This is a genomic window from Myxococcus stipitatus DSM 14675 (assembly GCF_000331735.1).
Classification (GTDB): domain Bacteria; phylum Myxococcota; class Myxococcia; order Myxococcales; family Myxococcaceae; genus Myxococcus; species Myxococcus stipitatus.
Window position 1 is genome coordinate 4,126,887 of record NC_020126.1, and the last position, 17,553, is coordinate 4,144,439.

Sequence of the window (17,553 nt, forward strand, 5' to 3'; positions counted from 1 at the left end):
GAGTGATGGCCGGGTGACTGGGAGACGGATGCTGTGAGGCAGAGAGAGCCTGTCCTCGCTGCGCTTGCGTCCGGTGTCCAGGTGATGGGCTACACGGTGGAGCGGCGCCTGGGGAGTGGCGGCTTTGGGGCTGTGTACCTCGCACGGTGTGAGGGACAGGCTTACGCGCTGAAGCTGTTGGACCTGGCGCGGGTGGGCGGTCGCGTCGAGCGCGAGGTGTCCATCCTCTTGCAGTTGAGCCACCCCAACGTGGTGGGCATTCACGGCTTCGGGAAGTGGCCTGTGGTGGCCCCGGAGTTCGGCGTCATCATCATGGAGTACGTGGAAGGGCGGCAGTTGGACGTCTGGGCGTCCGAGGAGAACCCTTCCGCGCGGCAGGTAGCGCGCGTCATGCTGGATGTGGCTCGGGCGTTGGACGGAGCTCATGGAGCAGGGGTTCTGCACCGTGACGTGAAGGAGGCCAACGTCATGGTGCGCACCTCGGATGGTGCGGCCAAGCTGGTGGACTTCGGGGTGGGGGACTACGTGGGGGCTCCCGGCCTCACGGTGGATGTCCTTCCGCCCGGGACGCCGGAGTACCGCTCACCGGAAGCCTGGAGTTTCTTTCGCAAGAATGCCCAGGTGTTGGGGGCAATCTACGCGCCGGGGCCCATGGATGACTTGTGGGCGCTGGGGGTGGCTCTCTATCAACTCCTCACGGGGAGGCCGCCCTTTGGCGGGGACAACTTCACGCTGGCGGACATCATCATCGCGCAAGAGGTGATGCCTCCGCGTCAGGTGAATGAGCGCGTGCCCTCGGCGCTGAGTGACGTGTGCATGAGTCTGCTGGAGAAGTCGCCAGCGGCAAGGATGCCGAGTGCCAGGGCCCTCTGTGTGGCGCTGGAGGATGCGCTGCGAGGTGCAGACCCGTCGTGGGATGTCCCGCTGTGTGATGCGTTCGGGGCAGACACGGCGACGACAGAGGGGGGGCGGGACAGCCTGGACAAGTGGTTGGAAGAGCCGCTGCACAGGCCGCGACGTGGGAAGAAGCTCCCGCAAGCGGTTCCGGCTATTGGGAAGGAGCAGGCGCCACCTCTAGAGGAACAGGCTCCGTCTCCGCCACGTCCACAGAGGGCTTCTCGCATTCTCCGAGGCCGAGGCGCGGCTGTCCTCGTGGGCCTCCTGGCGCTTGTCGCGGTGGTAATGGTGTGGACCTGGGGGACGCTGCGCGTTGCGGGAGCCGTGCCAGCCCGTCAGGAAGTAGCGCGGTCTGGGAGTTCGTCCCAAGCTGTCCAGGCCCCAGCCCCCTCCCCAGGGAAGGAGTCCACCCCTGTGGCCGTCGCTGCCCCTGCGATGCTTCCCGAGGCTACAACTGTGAAGATGGAGAAGACCGAGACCCCGACGCCACCGAAGCCCACGCGGAAGAGCGCGAGCATCATGAGTAGGGCGCTCGTCGCGGTGGCCGCATGCACGGGTTTGGCATGCCCCGGCGTACAAGTGCGTCCGCCGCCACCTCCAGAGCCGTGTCCTGATGGCGCAGTCGCAGCGATGAAGGATCTGGACATTGGAATCGGAGATAGAGGTCACGCGGTCTTTAGTGGGGTTGGTGGCAAGGTTGTTTCCGTGCGTGACGGTCCAGTTCGGATGCGGCTGGCGGGCGACTGGGAGGATATGCCGGGGAATACAGTCCTGTCTGGCGAGCTGGTCGTGAGGGACAGAGTCTATGGTCGCCTCACTTGGGCCACTCCGCCAAAGGGCAGGGGCTTTCCTGTGTGTTTGGAGGTCTATGAAGATGGTGGTGGTCGCGGGATGCCACGAGAAGGTGGTGACGATTCCGATTCCAGCGCCAGAATCTTCTCTTCCGCTCGCGTGAAAGCGGTGAGCGAGTTTGAGTGACGCATCTTGTGGGCGGGATTGAGAACGTCCAGGGGAGGGGTGGCGCTAGAGTGACTTCCAGCTTGAGAGTCATACTCTTGGGGCTTTTCATTGCGTCTGGCAGTTTGGCTGCGCAGCCCCAGCAATTGGCTACGGCGATAGGGGCTCGCCGCATCGAGTTGATGCCTGACTCCGAGGGCACCGTTGCAGAGGTGATGGTAAGCCCCGGACTCTCCACGATGCTCCTTTTCGACTCTCCGTTGTCGAGAGAAGGGCTTGAGTTAGAGGGACGTGGGCGGTTTGCTCTTGTGGATGTGGGGCATTCAACTATTCGAGTAGTTCCGTCTGCGCAGTTTGGAGTTGGTGAGTCATTCCAGATGTCAGTGGTATTTCAGGATGGGGCGTCTCCCGTGAGGGCTCGATTCCTCTTGCGCGTCCATCCTGCAAAAGCGGACGTCGTAGTTGAAGTGTTTCGGGGGAAGAGAACCATCGAGACCTATCAACAAGAGGCGAGAGAAGCTCGTGCGGAGGCCATGCGCTGCCAAGAGGAGAATGTGCGTCTCCGTGCCGAGCGGGTGATGCCCGGAGGTCTTGCCGGTTTGGTGTCCACTGATGCCATGGATGATGCCGGGGTGCTTGGACGGGTATTGACTAAGTCAGTCTCGAAAGCCGCTGGGAATGTACTCTTGCTAGAGTACGTCAAGGCGTATCGGGCGGCTCGGCGCGCAGTGTTGGATGTGCGCCTCTTTGCGCCCGATGGCGTGAAGCCATGGCTGGCGAAAGGCGCTGCCGTCAGGGATAGGACTGGCGAAGATGTGAAGGTGCTGCACATCTGGCAGAGCGCGTCAATTCTGGCGGGTGAGTCTGGGCGTGTCGTTGTTGAGTTTGAAGTCTCCCAGGAAATGGCCAGTGGGCCTTTCTCGCTAAAGCTATGGGAGGCAGATGGTCCTCGAACCGTGGCGCTTGGCAACATAGCCCTGCCCTGATGCGTTGCGGGGCAATGTCGGCGTGACGCTGTAAGATTCCGCCGAACTGTCTATTCCGCATAGACCTGTCAGACGCGAATGCCAGCATGCCCCCGTTTGCCTTCTCCTGAAGGAAGGCAGGGGGTGAGGAATGCGTGCTGGCCTTTGGATGCTTTGCGCTGCCCTCTTTGCCACGGGCTGCGCGGGGGTTGACGCGTCCACTCGCAGAACCACCTTCCAGCAACGAGGTGCGGTGCCTGGAGAAGATGGGGCGGACGCCCGAGCGGATGACGAGAGCGACTCGCAAGGGGAGGCGGAGGAGCCTTCATCCAGGCCCTTACGTTACCGTCACCCGGAGTTGAGGGAAGCGACTCGCGTGGGGCCCGCGCGAAGGCCGCGAAGTGATGCGTTCGATGCGTTGCTTCGAGCGGCAGGGTTGGAGGAACAGGACTCCCGCCCTGTTGCGGGCAGCTCGCTCACCCCAACCCATGCGGCGCGGCTGCTGAACGTGCTGCTGCGCAGGGACGTGACGCTGGGGCAGTTCCCGGCCCGTGTCGCAGTGGGCTTCATGCTGCGCGAGGTTCTGGCCACAGGCGAGGTGTCGCGGGCCGAACTTGTGCGGCGGGTCGAGCGCTTCTCCCACGTCGCGGTGCTCCGACCTGACGGGTGTCTCGCCTGGGTGCTGTCGGGTCGGACGCAACAGCGAGTCGGGGAGGTCGAGTGGGAGGACGGAGCCTTCCGCGCGGGCTTGTTCGAGTTGGGCGTCTTCTACTCGGGAAAGGGAGGTGTCTTCCGGCAACTGAACTCGCGGCTGGAGGAAGTGCGAGGAGGGGCCTACGCGGACGTCCATGACGACGCGGACTACCTGAGTCGTTCACTGGATGGTGCCGAAGAGGCATTCGTCGGGCTGGCCCTCGCAGTGGGGAAGTTCTTCTCGTCCACCCATGAGGAGAACCTCGAAGCATTCCGACAGATGCCCGCTGCCGTGGTGGCTCTCATCAAGTCGTCGCCCGAGTACCTGGAGCGATTCCGCTACATGACGCGCGGCGAGCAGATTCAGGCTGTTTCCAGGATGGTGACGAACGTCATTGCCACCTGGGGGACCGCATCCACCACGACGCGCACGTTACAAGGGGCCGCGCTGGCCACGGCAGAAGTCCCGGTGCTCTCGGTGTCAGCACAAGGCGCGCTTGCCCTGGAGCGCGTGGCCGTGCCGGTAGGCCGAACTGCGGCGGTGCTGAGCGGGGGGCCCGGAGCGGCCATCATCCTTCAGCGGGCGGGCACGGAAGCGAAGCAGGGTGGACCGGCGAAGGAGCCCGGTGAATGGGGCCCGTCCGAGGAGAAGGGCGCGTCTGCGCGTGCCCGGGCCTATCAGGAACAAATCTCGGGCCGTTCCTACGATGATGCCTACTGGGTCGGAGGCGTTGGGAGGAAGAGCGGTGGGACGAAGTTCGATGGCTTCGAGGATGGAGTGCTACTGGAGGCCAAAGGACCCGGCTACGCTGAGTTCTTCGAGACCAACTTGACCCCTAAAGGTTGGTTCGAGGCATCAGGAAAGGCCAGGGACCTCGTTGACCAAGCCCTACGACAAATCGGCAAAGTCAAGGGCAAGGGGATTCCCATCGAGTGGCATATCGCGGAGAAGCATGCAGCCGATGCCATCCGGAAACTCCTCAGGAGCAACAATGCCAGGGAGATTTCCATCATCCACACTCCCGCGCTCTGAGCAGAGGACCGCGTGACCACCAAGCCCGAGCCCGAGTCCCACCTTGAGACCTACTACGCTGGTGCCTACTGGGGCCCGCGTAAAGAGTCTCCCGACGAGTGCGCCCGACGCGGCGTGTCGTTCCTCAATCTAGTGGCCGCATGTGACCCACTCCTTGCGCACTGGAACAAGATCCCGAAGCCGCGCGGGCGTGGACGTAAGACACCCCTTATGCCTCCTGACCTCGCGACGCTCACTGAGGCGTTCGGGCGCGGAGTCAACCGGGAACCTGGTGGGCCTGGCATCGAAGACCTAGGTTTGACCGTCGAGGCATACAACGATGGCTCCGGCCAGGACTTCGCGCACTTGCGGATGCACGTTGGGAGCTATGCAGAAGGCATGTCCAATGCGTGCGTTCTGTCTCTACCTTCTAAGGGAGAGGGCGCTGAGCGAATCCTGACGGCGCCCGTGCTGACCGAGGTGGTTCGAGGCATGGTGCTGGCCTGGGAACCTGACTGGGCGGTGGCCATGTCTGAGTCGCACCGGGATATGGACGAAAAAGCCGACTCTGTCGATGCGTGGACAGGTTGGGTGACGTACCTCGCACGTCATCGTGGCACGGTTCCTCCGCTGCCTGCTCCGGTACGCATCGAGCGGGTAGAGGACCGAGGGACGCTCATCATCCTCTCCCCCGAGCGCTTCACGGTCAGTGACTCCGAACATGTGGCGCTGGCTGCGCGGGTGCGGGAGCTGCTCTACCGGGCGGGACTCTTGAAGCTGCTTCGGTCTCGACCGTAGGGGCACTCGGCCCCTGTCGTCCGGAGGGTCGGGCCCTTCGCCTATTGCCCCCATATAGCCCCTCCCCAGCGGAATCAGGTGGTGGGGAGGGGCACAGGGCGGGACGGCCGCTGACCGAAATCCCCTGTAAAATCGCGGGTCAAGGCGATCCTGGCTCGGGATTGGGTTGCTCGGCACAGCGGGTTCGAATCCCGCCCTGGGCAACCCGAAAGAGCCTCCAAGTCCTAGTGACTTGGGGGCTTTTTCATTTTCGACGCAGGGCTCGCTGCGCGGCTGTATCGCCGGCGTGCCCTGGGGCTCGCTGCATCCCGCGTCCTGCTTCGTGTTCGCGACGCTGCGTGCCGTGGCCCGATGTTTCATGCGGACCTGCGACGAGGCTCACGGCCAGCCGCTTCAGCCGCGAAGTGATGGCTTGAGTCTCGAGCAGGAGGGCGAGTCGACCGCGGCTCGGTGGTGTCCGTGCCTGACAGGGTCGCCTGCGCCACGTGCTGCACGACACTTGAGCAGACCGGGCGGGCGCTGCTCGAGTGCCTTGCCCATTCGCCTCTCCAACAGGCTCCCCAGGTGGAGGAGGGCAACTTCTCCTGGGGAGCTGGGTGGAGGCGCTGGGGCTCCGGGCCTACTCCGGCAGCGGAATGGTGGCGCGCTCCGGCTGCATCGACCCGAGGAGCGGCCGGAGTCGCTCGGCCACGTCCGAGCGCAGGCTGACCATCATCTGATGGGTGGTTGCGCCCTGGGGCCGCAGGACGTCGTAGCTCTCGTAGGTGGCGTTGAAGTCCCCCTCGAAGCCTGCCCTGAAGCGCGACAGGTGGAAGAAGCCGGAGTGCACGATGTAGACCGCCGGCCGGACCTGGCGCGCGGTGTAGACGTAGTCCCGTCGGCCATAGATGTCGCGCAGGGTTCCGTGGTGGGCGAGGTGCTCATCCGTGAGACCCAGGAAGTCGTGGACGTAGGTCTCCGGAAGCTCGATGCCCAGCATGCCGATTCCTTCCCCCGCCACCACGTCGCCCTGCTGCAGGCCCCCGCGGAGCGCACGGGCGATGATCTCGTAAGCCTTGGCGGGCTGGCCCAGCTCCCATTGCATGTTCGGGAAGAAGTGGAGCTGCGATGCCCCCACGTAGAGCCCGAAGCTCGCCGCCGCGGCCAACGCAATCCCCGCCACCGGCCGAAGGTTCGCCTTCATCCGCTGGAGCCTGCCGCCCAGGAAGCCCAGGCCCGCCGCGGCGGGAAACATCATGAAGGGGGCGTACATGGTCAGCAGTCGGAAGTGCAGCATCCAATCTCCCCCCTGGAGCAGGATGAGGAGCGCGGCACCGATCGCCGTCAGTCCGCCCAGCCAGGCCCAGAGTGCACGGGGCGCGGTGATGAGGCCCAAGACGGACAGGACGACGAGGAGCGGGTTCGTGAGGAAGAATCCTCGGAGGTAGATCGCACCGAAACGCGCGTTCCAGAGCAGCTCGGGGACGTTCGTGAGGTTGACGGCCTTCGCGGCCACGCTGTTGGGGAGCGGGTGTCCGTAGAACAGCAGGCGCCAGGCGGTCACGGCGCCGATGATGGCCCCCCACCCGAGGGCCATTCGCAACACATCCTGCTTGATCCAGCGAAGGTCGTCCGACCGCGCCCGATCCGCCAGGAAACGGAAGATGACGCAGAGCGGGAGCAGCGCGGCGGATTCAGGGCGGGTCGTGAAGAGGAGTCCTCCCAAGAGGGCGGGGACGAGGGGCTGGCGGCGCGTGAGCACCGCGCCCGCTGTCTCGACCAGAAGCAGGCTGAAGAGCCCCGCCTCGAGTCCATTCACGGCATTGACATAGTAGCCAGGGAAGAGGGCGACCAGCAGGGCCGCTCCCCATGCCGCATGCTCGGACACGCCCAGCCTGACGAGGAATCGCCAGGAGCGCAGCACCGCGGTCGCCGCGAGCGTTCCTCCGAGGATGCTGCAGAAGAGATCCACTCGGATGCCGAGCGCCAAGGGAACGGCCGAGATGAGCGTCCAGAGGAGGTTGGTGAACCCCTCGACGCGTTCCACCGCGTTGTAGACGAGCCCGTGCCCGTGGAGGAGGTTCCACGCGTGGCGGTAGCTGATGTAGGCGTCATCCACGATTTCCTTCGGGGAGAACGCGAGCAGAATCAAAGGAAGGACACACAACGCCGCGCCGCGGGCGAGCGTCATGAGCTGTGCGCCGCGAGCAGGGGGATGGCTCGCGCCAGGGAGCACCGTCGGAGGTGGCGCGATGTCCTGCTGGGACGAGGGTGGCGCCGCACTGGGCTCGACCGAGGCACCTGTGCTCATACGGAGCCTCGAATCAGGCAGGAGGTTCTGGACGGCGGTGTCCGTGAATGGCCCTCAATGTCCGCGCTGCTTCGCACGGACACTTCGGAAGTGACTGGCATGCTGCACATCAGTGCTCCCCTTTCGTCGGCGGCAGTATGCCCGGACCGCCTCTGATCGCGTCGGGGTGCTTGTCGGCTGGGCTGGATTTTCCGGGAGCAGCAGGTGAGGCAGGGAGAAGCGCTCGGCGGTCAGCACGCCTCTCGAGAGGCGCCCACACTGTACGTGTGATGGAATGCCAACTGCGCGGAGGGGCTGTTGGACCCTGCGTCCCCGCTTCGGGGCGCTCCTGGATGACTCTCCAGGCGGGCTCGACGGAAGGCGCCACCCAGACCAGGTAGGCGCGCCTTCCGCGAGGAGCTCTCAATCACGCCCCGCCCACGCAGGGGCTGGGGCTGTACTCAGGGGGACGCGTTGCAGATGCCCCCCTGTGGCGATGGCCGACCTACGGATTGGGGGTCCAGCAGGTGAAGACCTCTTCCACATAGTTCGACACGTAGTTGTTGGCGTCGAGGACGCGGAATCGGAAGTACTTGCGATAGTACCTTCCGCCGGTGCGCAGCCCCTGCGTGCAATAGTCTTGGATTGAGGCGGTGCCATCGCGCCACGTGTTGTTCTCTGGCGCGGGACTCGAGTTGAGATCGTGAGCCCGTTGCCACTGGTAGCGATACGGAGGCACGCCATTGCTGGCGCTCCCGGAGCAGAAGACCTTGTTGCTCAGGGGATATTCATCTTCGCAAGACATCGTCACCGTCGGTGGGGGAATCTCGAGTTCGGCTTCCTCCGTGCCGGTTTGAGGCAATCCGCTCTCGTCGGGCATCGGTCCGCCACAGGCACTCAGCAACGACATGGCCGTGACAAGTACCGCACCCGCTCGAGTGTGCTTGGTGATGCTTGAAGCCGCCATGGGGCTCTCCATCGGTTGAGGGGAAGGCGGCCCAGTATCAATTGGATTGCATGAGAATCATGGTTTCGAAAACCCGAGTGTCCTGGAGTGGACAGATGCGGCAAGTGTTCGAGCACAGCGAGGGACGGCGACGTCCCAGCCCCTGTTCACACTCGAGCCAGGGGCTGGAGCTTCATGCGCTCAGCAGTCGCGCCAGCAGAACCGCTGGCAAGGGGCATCGGGCTCACAGTCCGAGCAGCAGATGCCGGTCGCCTGCGTCTCGGGCTCCCTGGTGGTGGACGCGACGGCTGCGGTTGCTCCCAGGACAAAACCAACCAAGGTCATCATCACGAACTTCTTCATGTGACACCCTCCGTTCTGACTTCGTTCATGGGCGACGTGAAGCCTCGCCCAGCATGGATTCTGGAGAGCCACTTCCAAGTCTGTCAATTCAGCAGGCGCATGCCGCGATGAGGGGCATGGGTGCATGATGACCGTCATGCCGGGCCTCTCGGGCGACATTGACCTCATGCCCCTCAATCTGTTGCGCCGGCGCGCCCTGCTCGCCGGTTGAAGCCACTGTCCACACGGATGACGAGAGCGCCGCCGAATCGGGAGCGCCTGCTGCACCGGGGTCGCGGCGGGCTTCTGGATGAGGGACACCGTCCAGTCCGGAGGCCAGATGCGTGGCCGGTACGTGGGGTCCCGCCGCCAGGCCGAGCCCCCGTCCCGCCAGCGAGGCCAGTCCGCGTGCTGTCCTTGTCGTTCGAGGATGCCCGACGTGTGGCTTGCGAATGCCAGGATGAGCAACGGGAAGGCGAGTCCGCGCCGTGTCCTGGCGAAGCGGTTGGCCTCGTCCGGCGCCAGGGCGGAGATGGCCAGGAGCAACACGAGGACGGCGGGGACGTAGAAATTGCGGCCATCGCCCCCACTCGGGAGCACGAGCTGTGTCTTGTCGCCCGAACCGAGTGAACCCAGCATGCACAAGATCGCGAGCAGGGGGCCGCTCACGGCGAGCAGCCGCACCTGGACCCGCTGCCGGTATTGCATCGCCCAGCTCCACGCGAGCAGAAGGACAGCACCTCCTTCCGCGAGGACTGCTGCGCCACGGCAAGGCGCGGCCGCTCATCACCGCGGACCCCGCGGCGGAGCGCCTCGATGAAGTGATTCAGGCTCGGTCCATGCGTGCCAATGCATGGCACAAGGGACTGGGACCCGCGCATCGCTCCGGGCGTCCAGGAGGACCGGGTGAACCACACGCCTCGGTGCCCGGATTTCGAGTCAGACATGAAAAGGATGGCGGGATGCCGCGTCGCGCCAGCGCCAGGTCTGACAGTTCAGGACCCGTGTACGTGTTTTCCTGGGTGTTCAAAGACTTTCATGGAAATCCTCCAGTCCAACTGTCCCAGTCATCTCTGCCTTTCGCGTCCTGATTGAGAATATCGGGTCGGAACTCACCCGGTAGGTGAGGTGCGCACGGAGGAATGGAATGGCAAAATGTGTTGCGCTTGGAAAGTCATTGGAGCTCTTCCATGCATTGTTCGTGAGCCGCTATTATTCGTCCGCGTGGCTTGTGCTGTTGCAATCCACCAGGGAGGGGGGCCTTGTGAGGACTCGTCAGCTGAGTACAGGTCTGTGCTTGGACGTCAGGCGTCGGAAGTCGAGCAGGGGGCTCATGGTGCAATCACCGTGGATGCAGTTGCTCATCCACGAAACCGCGAGGAGGGGACATGGACACCGCGATTCGTGAAGTGGTGATTCTTGGAGGTGGGACGGCGGGTTGGATGACCGCTGCGTATCTCCAGAAGGTCTTCGAGGGCACCGTCCAGGTGACGCTCCTGGAGGCAGCCACCATCCCGAGGATCGGGGTGGGGGAAGCAACGGTTCCCAACCTGCAACGCGTCTTCTTCGACCGGCTGGGCATCCCCGAAGACGAGTGGATGCGCGAGTGCAACGCAGCCTTCAAGACCGCGGTGAAGTTCGTGAACTGGCGCAAGAAGGAGCCCGGCGCGCCGGACAATCATTTCTACCACGCGTTCGGACTCATCCCGAACGTGGACAACATCCCGCTGTCTCACTACTGGGTGCTGCGCAACGAAGGCGGTGAGCGGGTCGACGAGGGGGTGGATTACGCCTGCTACCGCGAGCCGCCGATGATGGACGCGAAGCTGGCACCGCGCTTCCGGGATGGACGGCCCGCGGTCAACTACGCGTGGCACTTCGACGCGCAGTTGGTGGCGGACTACCTGCGGCGGCTGTCCACGGGGTGGGGCGTGAAGCACGTCGTGGACGAGCTGTCGTCCGTGGAGAAGACGCCCGACGGCCACATCAAGGCGCTCCACACCCGAGGTGGCCGCGTGCTGGAAGGCGACCTCTTCGTGGACTGCAGCGGCTTCCGGGGCCTGCTCATCAACCAGGCGATGGAAGAGCCGTTCCTGGACATGAGCGACCACCTGCTGTGCAACAGCGCGGTCGCCACGGCCATCAATCACGATGACGCCCGCTTCGGAATCGAGCCCTACACGTCCGCGATTGCGTCGAACCACGGTTGGATGTGGAAGATTCCGATGCTGGGGCGCTTCGGGACGGGCTACGTCTATTCGAGCGAGTTCTGCTCGCAGGACGAGGCCATCCGAGAGTTCTCGGCGAAGTGGGGGCTGGACCCGGAGAAGACGGCGTTCAATCGCATCCGCTTCCGCGTGGGCCGCAACCGGCGCGCGTGGGTGAAGAACTGCGTGAGCATCGGGCTGGCGTCGTGCTTCGTGGAGCCGCTGGAGTCGACGGGCATCTACTTCATCACGGCGTCCATCTACCAGTTGGCGAAGCACTTCCCGGACAAGGGCTTCAACCCGGTGCTGATGGACCGTTTCAACCGAGAGGTTGAGATGATGTTCGATGACACGAGGGACTTCCTGCAGGCGCACTTCCTCACGTCGTCCCGGGACGACACGGCGTTCTGGCTGGCGAACAAGAACGACTTGAAGCTCTCGGACGCGCTGAAGGACAAGCTGGAGACGTGGAAGACGGGCCTCACCGTCAACATGCCGGTGTCGGGCGAAGAGGCGTACTACGGGAACTTCGAGACGGAGTTCCGGAACTTCTGGACGAACAGCAGCTACTACTGCGTGTTGTCTGGGATGGGGTGGATGCCGGAGCAACCCCTGACGACGCTGAAGTACCGGCCGTCCTCCGTGGCCCACGCGGAGGAGGCCTTCCAGCGCGTCAAGCTCCAGCAGCAGGCCCTGCTCCAGGGCTTGCCCACCAACCATGAGTTCCTCCAGCGGCTGCACCGCCAGAACGGCATGGACCTGGCGCGTACCGGCACCCGGTGACAGTGGAACCCAGACAGGGGCTCGCTCCAGAGCCCCTGTCTCAGTCCTCCAACAACCAGGGCGCGTACTTCCACGCCGTCTGGTGTTGCGCCTTGTCCGCGAACTGGATGTCCACGAACTCCTCGAAGGCCATCCGCCGGTTCAGCAGCCCGTGCTCCAGCATCAAGTCCTGTACCAGGTTGAAGTCCGCCTCACGCGGGGCCAGGGGGGTGTACTGCACCCGGTCGATGGGCTCCAACAGCGCGTGGCGCAGCAGCGCGGGCGGCTGGCTGTAGTAGTAGCGCCCGACGAACTCCGCCGCGTACTCGCGCTCCGCGCGCCCCTGGTCCAACCAGAGCCCCGAGCGCGCGATGCCATCCACCAGCACCTGCACCGCCTGCGGCCTCCGGCTGATGATGTCGTCGCGCACCACCAGGACACACGACATGTAGTCGGGCCAGTACTCCTTCGCGTGGAAGAGGACTCGGCCGAAGCCGCCCATCTCCGCCTGTGATGGATAGGGCTCTCCCATGGAGAAGCCGTCCACGGCTCCCGCCGCCAGGGCTCCCGCCACATCCGGAGGAGACATCTCCACCAGCTTCACCGACGACGGGGGCAGTCCGTGCTCCTTGAGCGCCTTGAGGATGATGAGCCGCTCGTCCGAGAACCGGCTCGGGACCGCCACCGTCTTCCCGACCAGGTCAGGCACATGGCGCACGGGTCCGTTCTTGCTCACCACCACGGCGCTGCCGTAGCGATGCCCCAAGTAGACAATCTTGATGGGTACGCCCTGCGACCGCAGGGCCAAGGCCATGGGCGCCACCAAGAACCCCGCCTGCATCCGATTGGAGATCAGCGCCTCTTTGATCTCCGGAAACCCCTGGAACATCTTCGGGATGAACAGCGTGTCGTCCAGGGAGTTGCGGGCGATGTAGTCAGTGACCGGACAGGCCAGGTGTCATGTGACTGGGATGTAGGCGACGTTGAGCTTGCGCGTCTCCTCCGTCTTCCACTCGTTGCGCAGCGACGACCAGTCCAGGTTGAGCCACAGGTGCAGGCCGGAGACCACCACCAGCCATGCGGTCACAGCCCATGCCACGCGCCTTGTCTGCCCTATCATTGCCCACCTCCAGGACCCTTCGGCTTCATTCCTCACGAAAGCCCCAGCGCACCCAACGCAAGGACTCCATCTTCCGGATTCCCGTGTCCAACAACAGGCCGATTCCCCCAATGAGCAACATCCCCGCCACCACCAGGTCGTAGCGTTTGCCCGCATTGCGAGCATCCACGATCATGTACCCGAGCCCCGAGTCGACGGCGATCATCTCCGCCGCCACCACCACCTGCCACGACACCCACAGCGCGATGCGCAGCCCGACCAGCAACTGCGGCATCGCCGCGGGCAGCAGGACGCGGAAGAAGAGCCGGAGCGGCGAGAGCCCGAAGTTGCGACCCGCGTTCAGATAGATGGCGGGCACCGTGGCCATCGCCCCCGTGGTGTGCAGGGCCAGCGGCAGGCTCGCCGCGAGGAAGATGAGCGCGACGGCGGCCTTGTCTCCCACGCCAAAGAAGAGGATGGCGATGGGCACCCAGGCCAAGGGGCTGATGGGCCGAAGGAACTGCACCACCGGCCCGAGCGCGAGAGCCACCATGGGGTAGAGCCCCATCCCCATCCCCAACACCAGCCCCACCAGCACGGCCAACCCGAAGCCAAGCCCCACGCGCAGCAGCGAGTCGGCGGCATACCGGAGCAACACCCCACTGCGCATCAGCTCCAGCATCCCGTCCAGCACTTGCATCGGATGTGGGAACACCTTCGTCCCCGTCGCGCGCACAGCCAGAACCCAGCCCGCCAGCAACAACAGCAGTGTCACCGCCGGAAGCAGGAGTGACTCGGCGGAGCGTCGCGCGAGGGGGCCCGGGTCAGATGTGGTGGGCAAGGCCAATCTCCCCCAACAGGCTGTCCCGCAGCTCCAGGTAGCGCGCGGAGCTGATGTCCCTGGGGCGCGGAACATCCACCTCCACGATGCGCCGCACCTTCCCGGGCTTCGCCGACATCACCACCACCCGGTCCGCCAGCTGCAAAGCCTCCTCGATGTCGTGCGTGACGAAGAGCACCGTCTTGCGCTCCGCCTCCCACAAGCGCAGGAGCTCTGATCGCATCGAATGCCGGGTGATGGAGTCGAGCGCCCCGAAGGGCTCATCCAGGTAGAGCACCTCGGGGTTCGCCGCCAGCGCTCGAGCGACCTCCACGCGCTGCTTCATCCCTCCCGACAGCTCGTGTGGCCAGGCCTGCTCGAAGCCTGTCAGCCCCACCATCTTCACGTAGTGCGCCACCCGCTCGCGCCGCTGTGCCTCGGTCAGCTTGAACAGCCCGAACGCGATGTTCCCCTCCACCGTCAGCCAGGGGAAGACACCTCGCTCCTGGAAGACGAAGATGCGGCGCGGGTCCGGTCCGCTCACCCGCTCTCCGCGAAAATGCACCGCGCCGGAGGTGGGCTCGAGGAATCCTCCCACGACGTTGAGCAGCGTGGACTTGCCGCAGCCGGAGGGGCCCAACAGGCAGACGAACTCGCCCTCGTACACATCCAGGTTCACCCGCTCCAACACGGTCAGCTCTCGCGTGGGCGTGTTGAAGCGGACGTGGATGTCGCGAATGCTCAGGGCCACCTGGCGCGCAGACGGCGGTGCCACGGGGACGAGGACGTTGGCGGGCTTCACGTCAGTTCCTCCCCATCCAGCGGAAGCGGGACGTGGACGAGGAGGGCGCTGGCGCCGGGAAGCCCCAGCTCAGCGCGGGAATCCGCTCCATCGAGCGCAGGAGCGCATCCAGCCCCAGGCCCACGGCGCCAATCAACACCATGCCCGCCACCACCAGGTCGTAGCGATTGCCTGCGTTCCTCGCATCCAGGATGAGGAACCCCAGGCCCGAGTTGACAGCCATCATCTCCGCCATCACCACCACCATCCACGCCACGCCCAAGGTCTGCCTCAGGCTTGTCAATAATTGCGGCAACAGCGAGGGCCACACGACACGTCTCATCAATCCCAGCGTGGACAGCCCGAAGTTTCGGCCCGCGTTGAGATGGACGGACAGCACCTTGCGCACCCCCAGGAGGGTGTTGACCATCAGCGGCCCGAAGCAGGCCATGAAGATGATGAAGATGGCGGAGAGGTCACCCACCCCACACCAGAGAATGGCCAGGGGCGTCCATGCCAGCGAGCTGATGGGCCGCAGCAACTGGAGCACCGGCCCCAGCGCCCGCTCGGCCCGAGGCGACCAGCCCAGCCAGATGCCCAACGGGATGGCGATGACCCCCGCCCACAACAGCCCCCACGTCACCCGGAAGAGCGAGGCCACCGTGAACCGCACCAGCCGGCCGTCCATCGCCAACTGCCCCAACGACACGACGACCTGCCAGGGCGAGGGCATCAACGGCGCCTTGCCGGCCTGGACCGCGAGCCCCCACAGGGCCAGCAACACCACGACCACCCCCCCAGGCAATACGCAGCGAGTCATCCGTGGGCCCATGGCTTGAGCTCGAGTCTCTCCATCGCGGAGTCCGAGGTGTGACCGCCCCTCGAGGCACTGAAATCAAGACATGTATCGCCGCTGGGTCGAGGGTCGCAGTCCACCCCGTGGCACGCATCGCCCGGCGAAAAGAAATGAGAACGCGTGCCCGCTGTGTGAGCACGCTGGACCCTTCCGGTCATTCCGCTCGAACCGCTAAAATGTGTCTCCATGGCTGGCTGACGCGGGCCAAGAGCGAACAATGTGACTGCCAGTCACTTGAGGACAGGCCCGTATCTCAGGAATAGGAACCAAAGGTTCAGTAGCGAGCACAGGGTCCAATCATCGCGGGCGTGATTGCACGTCCGCACATGCGCGAGGAGGGGACATGGACACCGCGATTCGTGAAGTGGTGATTCTCGGGGGTGGGACGGCGGGGTGGATGACGGCGGCGTACCTTCAGAAGGTCTTCGAGGGGACCGTCCAGGTGACGCTCCTGGAGGCAGCCACCATTCCGCGGATTGGGGTGGGGGAGGCGACGGTCCCCAATCTGCAACGCGTCTTCTTCGACCGGCTGGGCATCCCCGAGAACGAGTGGATGCGCGAGTGCAACGCCGCGTTCAAGACGGCGGTGAAGTTCGTCAACTGGCGCAAGAAGGAGCCGGGGGCGCCGGACAATCACTTCTACCACGCGTTCGGGCTCATCCCGAACGTGGACAACATCCCCCTGTCTCACTACTGGGTGCTGCGCAACGAGGGGCGGGCAACGCCTGACGAGCAGGTGGATTACGCGTGCTATCGCGAGCCGCCGATGATGGACGCGAAGCTGGCGCCGCGCTTCCGGGATGGACGGCCCGCGGTGAACTACGCGTGGCACTTCGACGCGCAGTTGGTGGCGGACTACCTGAGGAGGCTCTCGACAGGGTGGGGCGTGAAGCACGTGGTGGACGAGCTGGCGTCCGTGGAGAAGACGCCGGACGGACACATCAAGGCGCTGCACACGAAGGGAGGTCGGGTGTTGGGAGGAGACCTCTTCGTGGATTGCAGCGGCTTCCGGGGCCTGCTCATCAACCAGGCGATGGAAGAGCCCTTCCTGGACATGAGCGACCACCTGCTGTGCAACAGCGCGGTGGCGACAGCCATCGAGCATGACGACGCGAAGCACGGCATCGAGCCGTACACGTCGGCGATAGCGTCGAAGCACGGGTGGATGTGGAAGATTCCGATGCTGGGGCGCTTCGGGACGGGCTACGTGTACTCGAGCGAGTTCTGCTCGCAAGACGAGGCCATCCGAGAGTTCTCGGCGAAGTGGGGGCTGGACCCGGAGAAGACGGCGTTCAATCGCATCCGCTTCCGCGTGGGCCGCAACCGGCGCGCGTGGGTGAAGAACTGCGTGAGCATCGGGCTGGCGTCGTGCTTCGTGGAGCCGCTGGAGTCGACGGGCATCTACTTCATCACGGCGTCCATCTACCAGTTGGCGAAGCACTTCCCGGACAAGGGCTTCAACCCGGTGCTGATGGACCGTTTCAACCGAGAGGTTGAGATGATGTTCGATGACACGAGGGACTTCCTGCAGGCGCACTTCCTCACGTCGTCCCGGGACGACACGCCGTTCTGGCTGGCGAACAAGAACGACTTGAAGCTCTCGGACGCGCTGAAGGACAAGCTGGAGACGTGGAAGACGGGCCTCACCGTCAACATGCCGGTGTCGGGCGAGGAGGCGTACTACGGGAACTTCGAGACGGAGTTCCGGAACTTCTGGACGAACAGCAGCTACTACTGCGTGTTGTCTGGAATGGGGTGGATGCCGGAGCAGCCGTTGACGACGCTGAAGTACCGGCCGTCGTCGGTGGCGCACGCGGAGGAGGCGTTCCAGCGCGTGAAGCTCCAGCAGCAGGCGTTGCTCCAGGGCCTGCCCACCAACCACGAGTTCCTCCAGCGGTTGCACCGCAAGAACGGCATGGACCTGGCCGCGACGGGCACGGGGTGAGTGCTCGCCTGCTTCACCCCAGTCCCTAGGAATCCGAGAGAGCGCCGTTTCCGCCGGATGTCCGGCGACTCGGCGCGCGGATTCGTCACGGCGTGCTGCTTCAGGGTCGAATTGGCGCCCGCATCTGGCTATAGAGGCGGAACGAACATTCGTTAAGTTCGTCCGCCCATCTCGGCCCTGCTGGGAGTAGTCCCCTGAAGCACT

General features: G+C 64.7%; 14 protein-coding genes. 6 read left to right on the forward strand and 8 right to left on the reverse strand.

Annotation, left to right across the window (positions count from 1 at the left end; translation table 11 throughout):
- Positions 1-84 precede the first annotated feature (84 nt).
- The 4 genes from MYSTI_RS16215 to MYSTI_RS45555 all read left to right on the forward strand — a co-directional run bounded on the left by MYSTI_RS16215 (position 85) and on the right by MYSTI_RS45555 (position 5,322).
- Positions 85-1,875: a serine/threonine-protein kinase gene (locus tag MYSTI_RS16215; RefSeq protein ID WP_044283718.1), complete on the forward strand. Its 1,791-nt coding sequence runs from the start codon at positions 85-87 to the stop codon at positions 1,873-1,875.
- 50 nt (positions 1,876-1,925) lie between these two features.
- Entirely contained in the window at positions 1,926-2,840 is a 915-nt protein-coding gene (locus tag MYSTI_RS41800; protein ID WP_144370342.1) for a DUF2381 family protein, read from the forward strand.
- 415 nt (positions 2,841-3,255) lie between these two features.
- Complete coding sequence (locus tag MYSTI_RS16220) at positions 3,256-4,545, forward strand: Tox-REase-5 domain-containing protein (protein ID WP_233278292.1); 1,290 nt, start codon at positions 3,256-3,258, stop codon at positions 4,543-4,545.
- A gap of 12 nt (positions 4,546-4,557) precedes the next feature.
- Positions 4,558-5,322, forward strand: a complete 765-nt coding sequence (locus MYSTI_RS45555; RefSeq protein WP_015348856.1) for an immunity 52 family protein — start codon at positions 4,558-4,560, stop codon at positions 5,320-5,322.
- Positions 5,323-5,941: 619 nt separating this feature from the next.
- Here MYSTI_RS45555 and MYSTI_RS16230 read toward each other — a convergent pair.
- From MYSTI_RS16230 to MYSTI_RS43835, 3 genes are all read right to left on the reverse strand, one after another.
- Positions 5,942-7,612 carry a hypothetical protein gene (locus tag MYSTI_RS16230; protein WP_044280557.1) on the reverse strand — a complete coding sequence of 557 codons (1,671 nt, stop codon included), beginning with the start codon at positions 7,610-7,612 and terminating at the stop codon, positions 5,942-5,944.
- A 484-nt stretch (positions 7,613-8,096) separates the two neighbouring features.
- Positions 8,097-8,558, reverse strand: coding sequence for a hypothetical protein (locus MYSTI_RS43120; protein WP_144370089.1), 462 nt, complete (start codon positions 8,556-8,558; stop codon positions 8,097-8,099).
- A gap of 180 nt (positions 8,559-8,738) precedes the next feature.
- Positions 8,739-8,900, reverse strand: a complete 162-nt coding sequence (locus MYSTI_RS43835) for a hypothetical protein (RefSeq protein WP_169558638.1) — start codon at positions 8,898-8,900, stop codon at positions 8,739-8,741.
- A 1,367-nt stretch (positions 8,901-10,267) separates the two neighbouring features.
- Between MYSTI_RS43835 and MYSTI_RS16245 the strand changes: the two genes are divergently transcribed.
- Positions 10,268-11,869 carry a tryptophan halogenase family protein gene (locus MYSTI_RS16245; RefSeq protein WP_015348860.1) on the forward strand — a complete coding sequence of 534 codons (1,602 nt, stop codon included), beginning with the start codon at positions 10,268-10,270 and terminating at the stop codon, positions 11,867-11,869.
- A 40-nt stretch (positions 11,870-11,909) separates the two neighbouring features.
- Here MYSTI_RS16245 and MYSTI_RS16250 read toward each other — a convergent pair whose 3' ends face one another.
- The 5 genes from MYSTI_RS16250 to MYSTI_RS16265 are packed head-to-tail and all read right to left on the reverse strand — an operon-like array spanning position 11,910 to position 15,335.
- Positions 11,910-12,803 (reverse strand): ABC transporter substrate-binding protein, encoded by an 894-nt coding sequence (locus MYSTI_RS16250; RefSeq protein WP_420811522.1) that lies wholly within the window; start codon positions 12,801-12,803, stop codon positions 11,910-11,912.
- Between the two features lie 3 nt (positions 12,804-12,806).
- The gene (locus MYSTI_RS43840) at positions 12,807-12,947 is read right to left on the reverse strand and encodes a hypothetical protein (protein WP_169558590.1); all 141 of its coding nucleotides are present in this window, start codon (positions 12,945-12,947) and stop codon (positions 12,807-12,809) included.
- 46 nt (positions 12,948-12,993) lie between these two features.
- Complete coding sequence (locus MYSTI_RS16255) at positions 12,994-13,788, reverse strand: ABC transporter permease (protein WP_015348863.1); 795 nt, start codon at positions 13,786-13,788, stop codon at positions 12,994-12,996.
- The gene (locus MYSTI_RS16260) at positions 13,772-14,569 is read right to left on the reverse strand and encodes an ABC transporter ATP-binding protein (protein ID WP_015348864.1); all 798 of its coding nucleotides are present in this window, start codon (positions 14,567-14,569) and stop codon (positions 13,772-13,774) included. Before MYSTI_RS16260 ends, MYSTI_RS16255 begins: the two co-directional genes overlap by 17 nt.
- Position 14,570: 1 nt before the next feature.
- The gene (locus tag MYSTI_RS16265) at positions 14,571-15,335 is read right to left on the reverse strand and encodes an ABC transporter permease (protein WP_233278293.1); all 765 of its coding nucleotides are present in this window, start codon (positions 15,333-15,335) and stop codon (positions 14,571-14,573) included.
- A gap of 412 nt (positions 15,336-15,747) precedes the next feature.
- Here MYSTI_RS16265 and MYSTI_RS16270 point away from each other — a divergent pair, with 412 nt between their 5' ends.
- Entirely contained in the window at positions 15,748-17,349 is a 1,602-nt protein-coding gene (locus MYSTI_RS16270; protein WP_015348866.1) for a tryptophan halogenase family protein, read from the forward strand.
- Positions 17,350-17,553 lie beyond the last annotated feature (204 nt).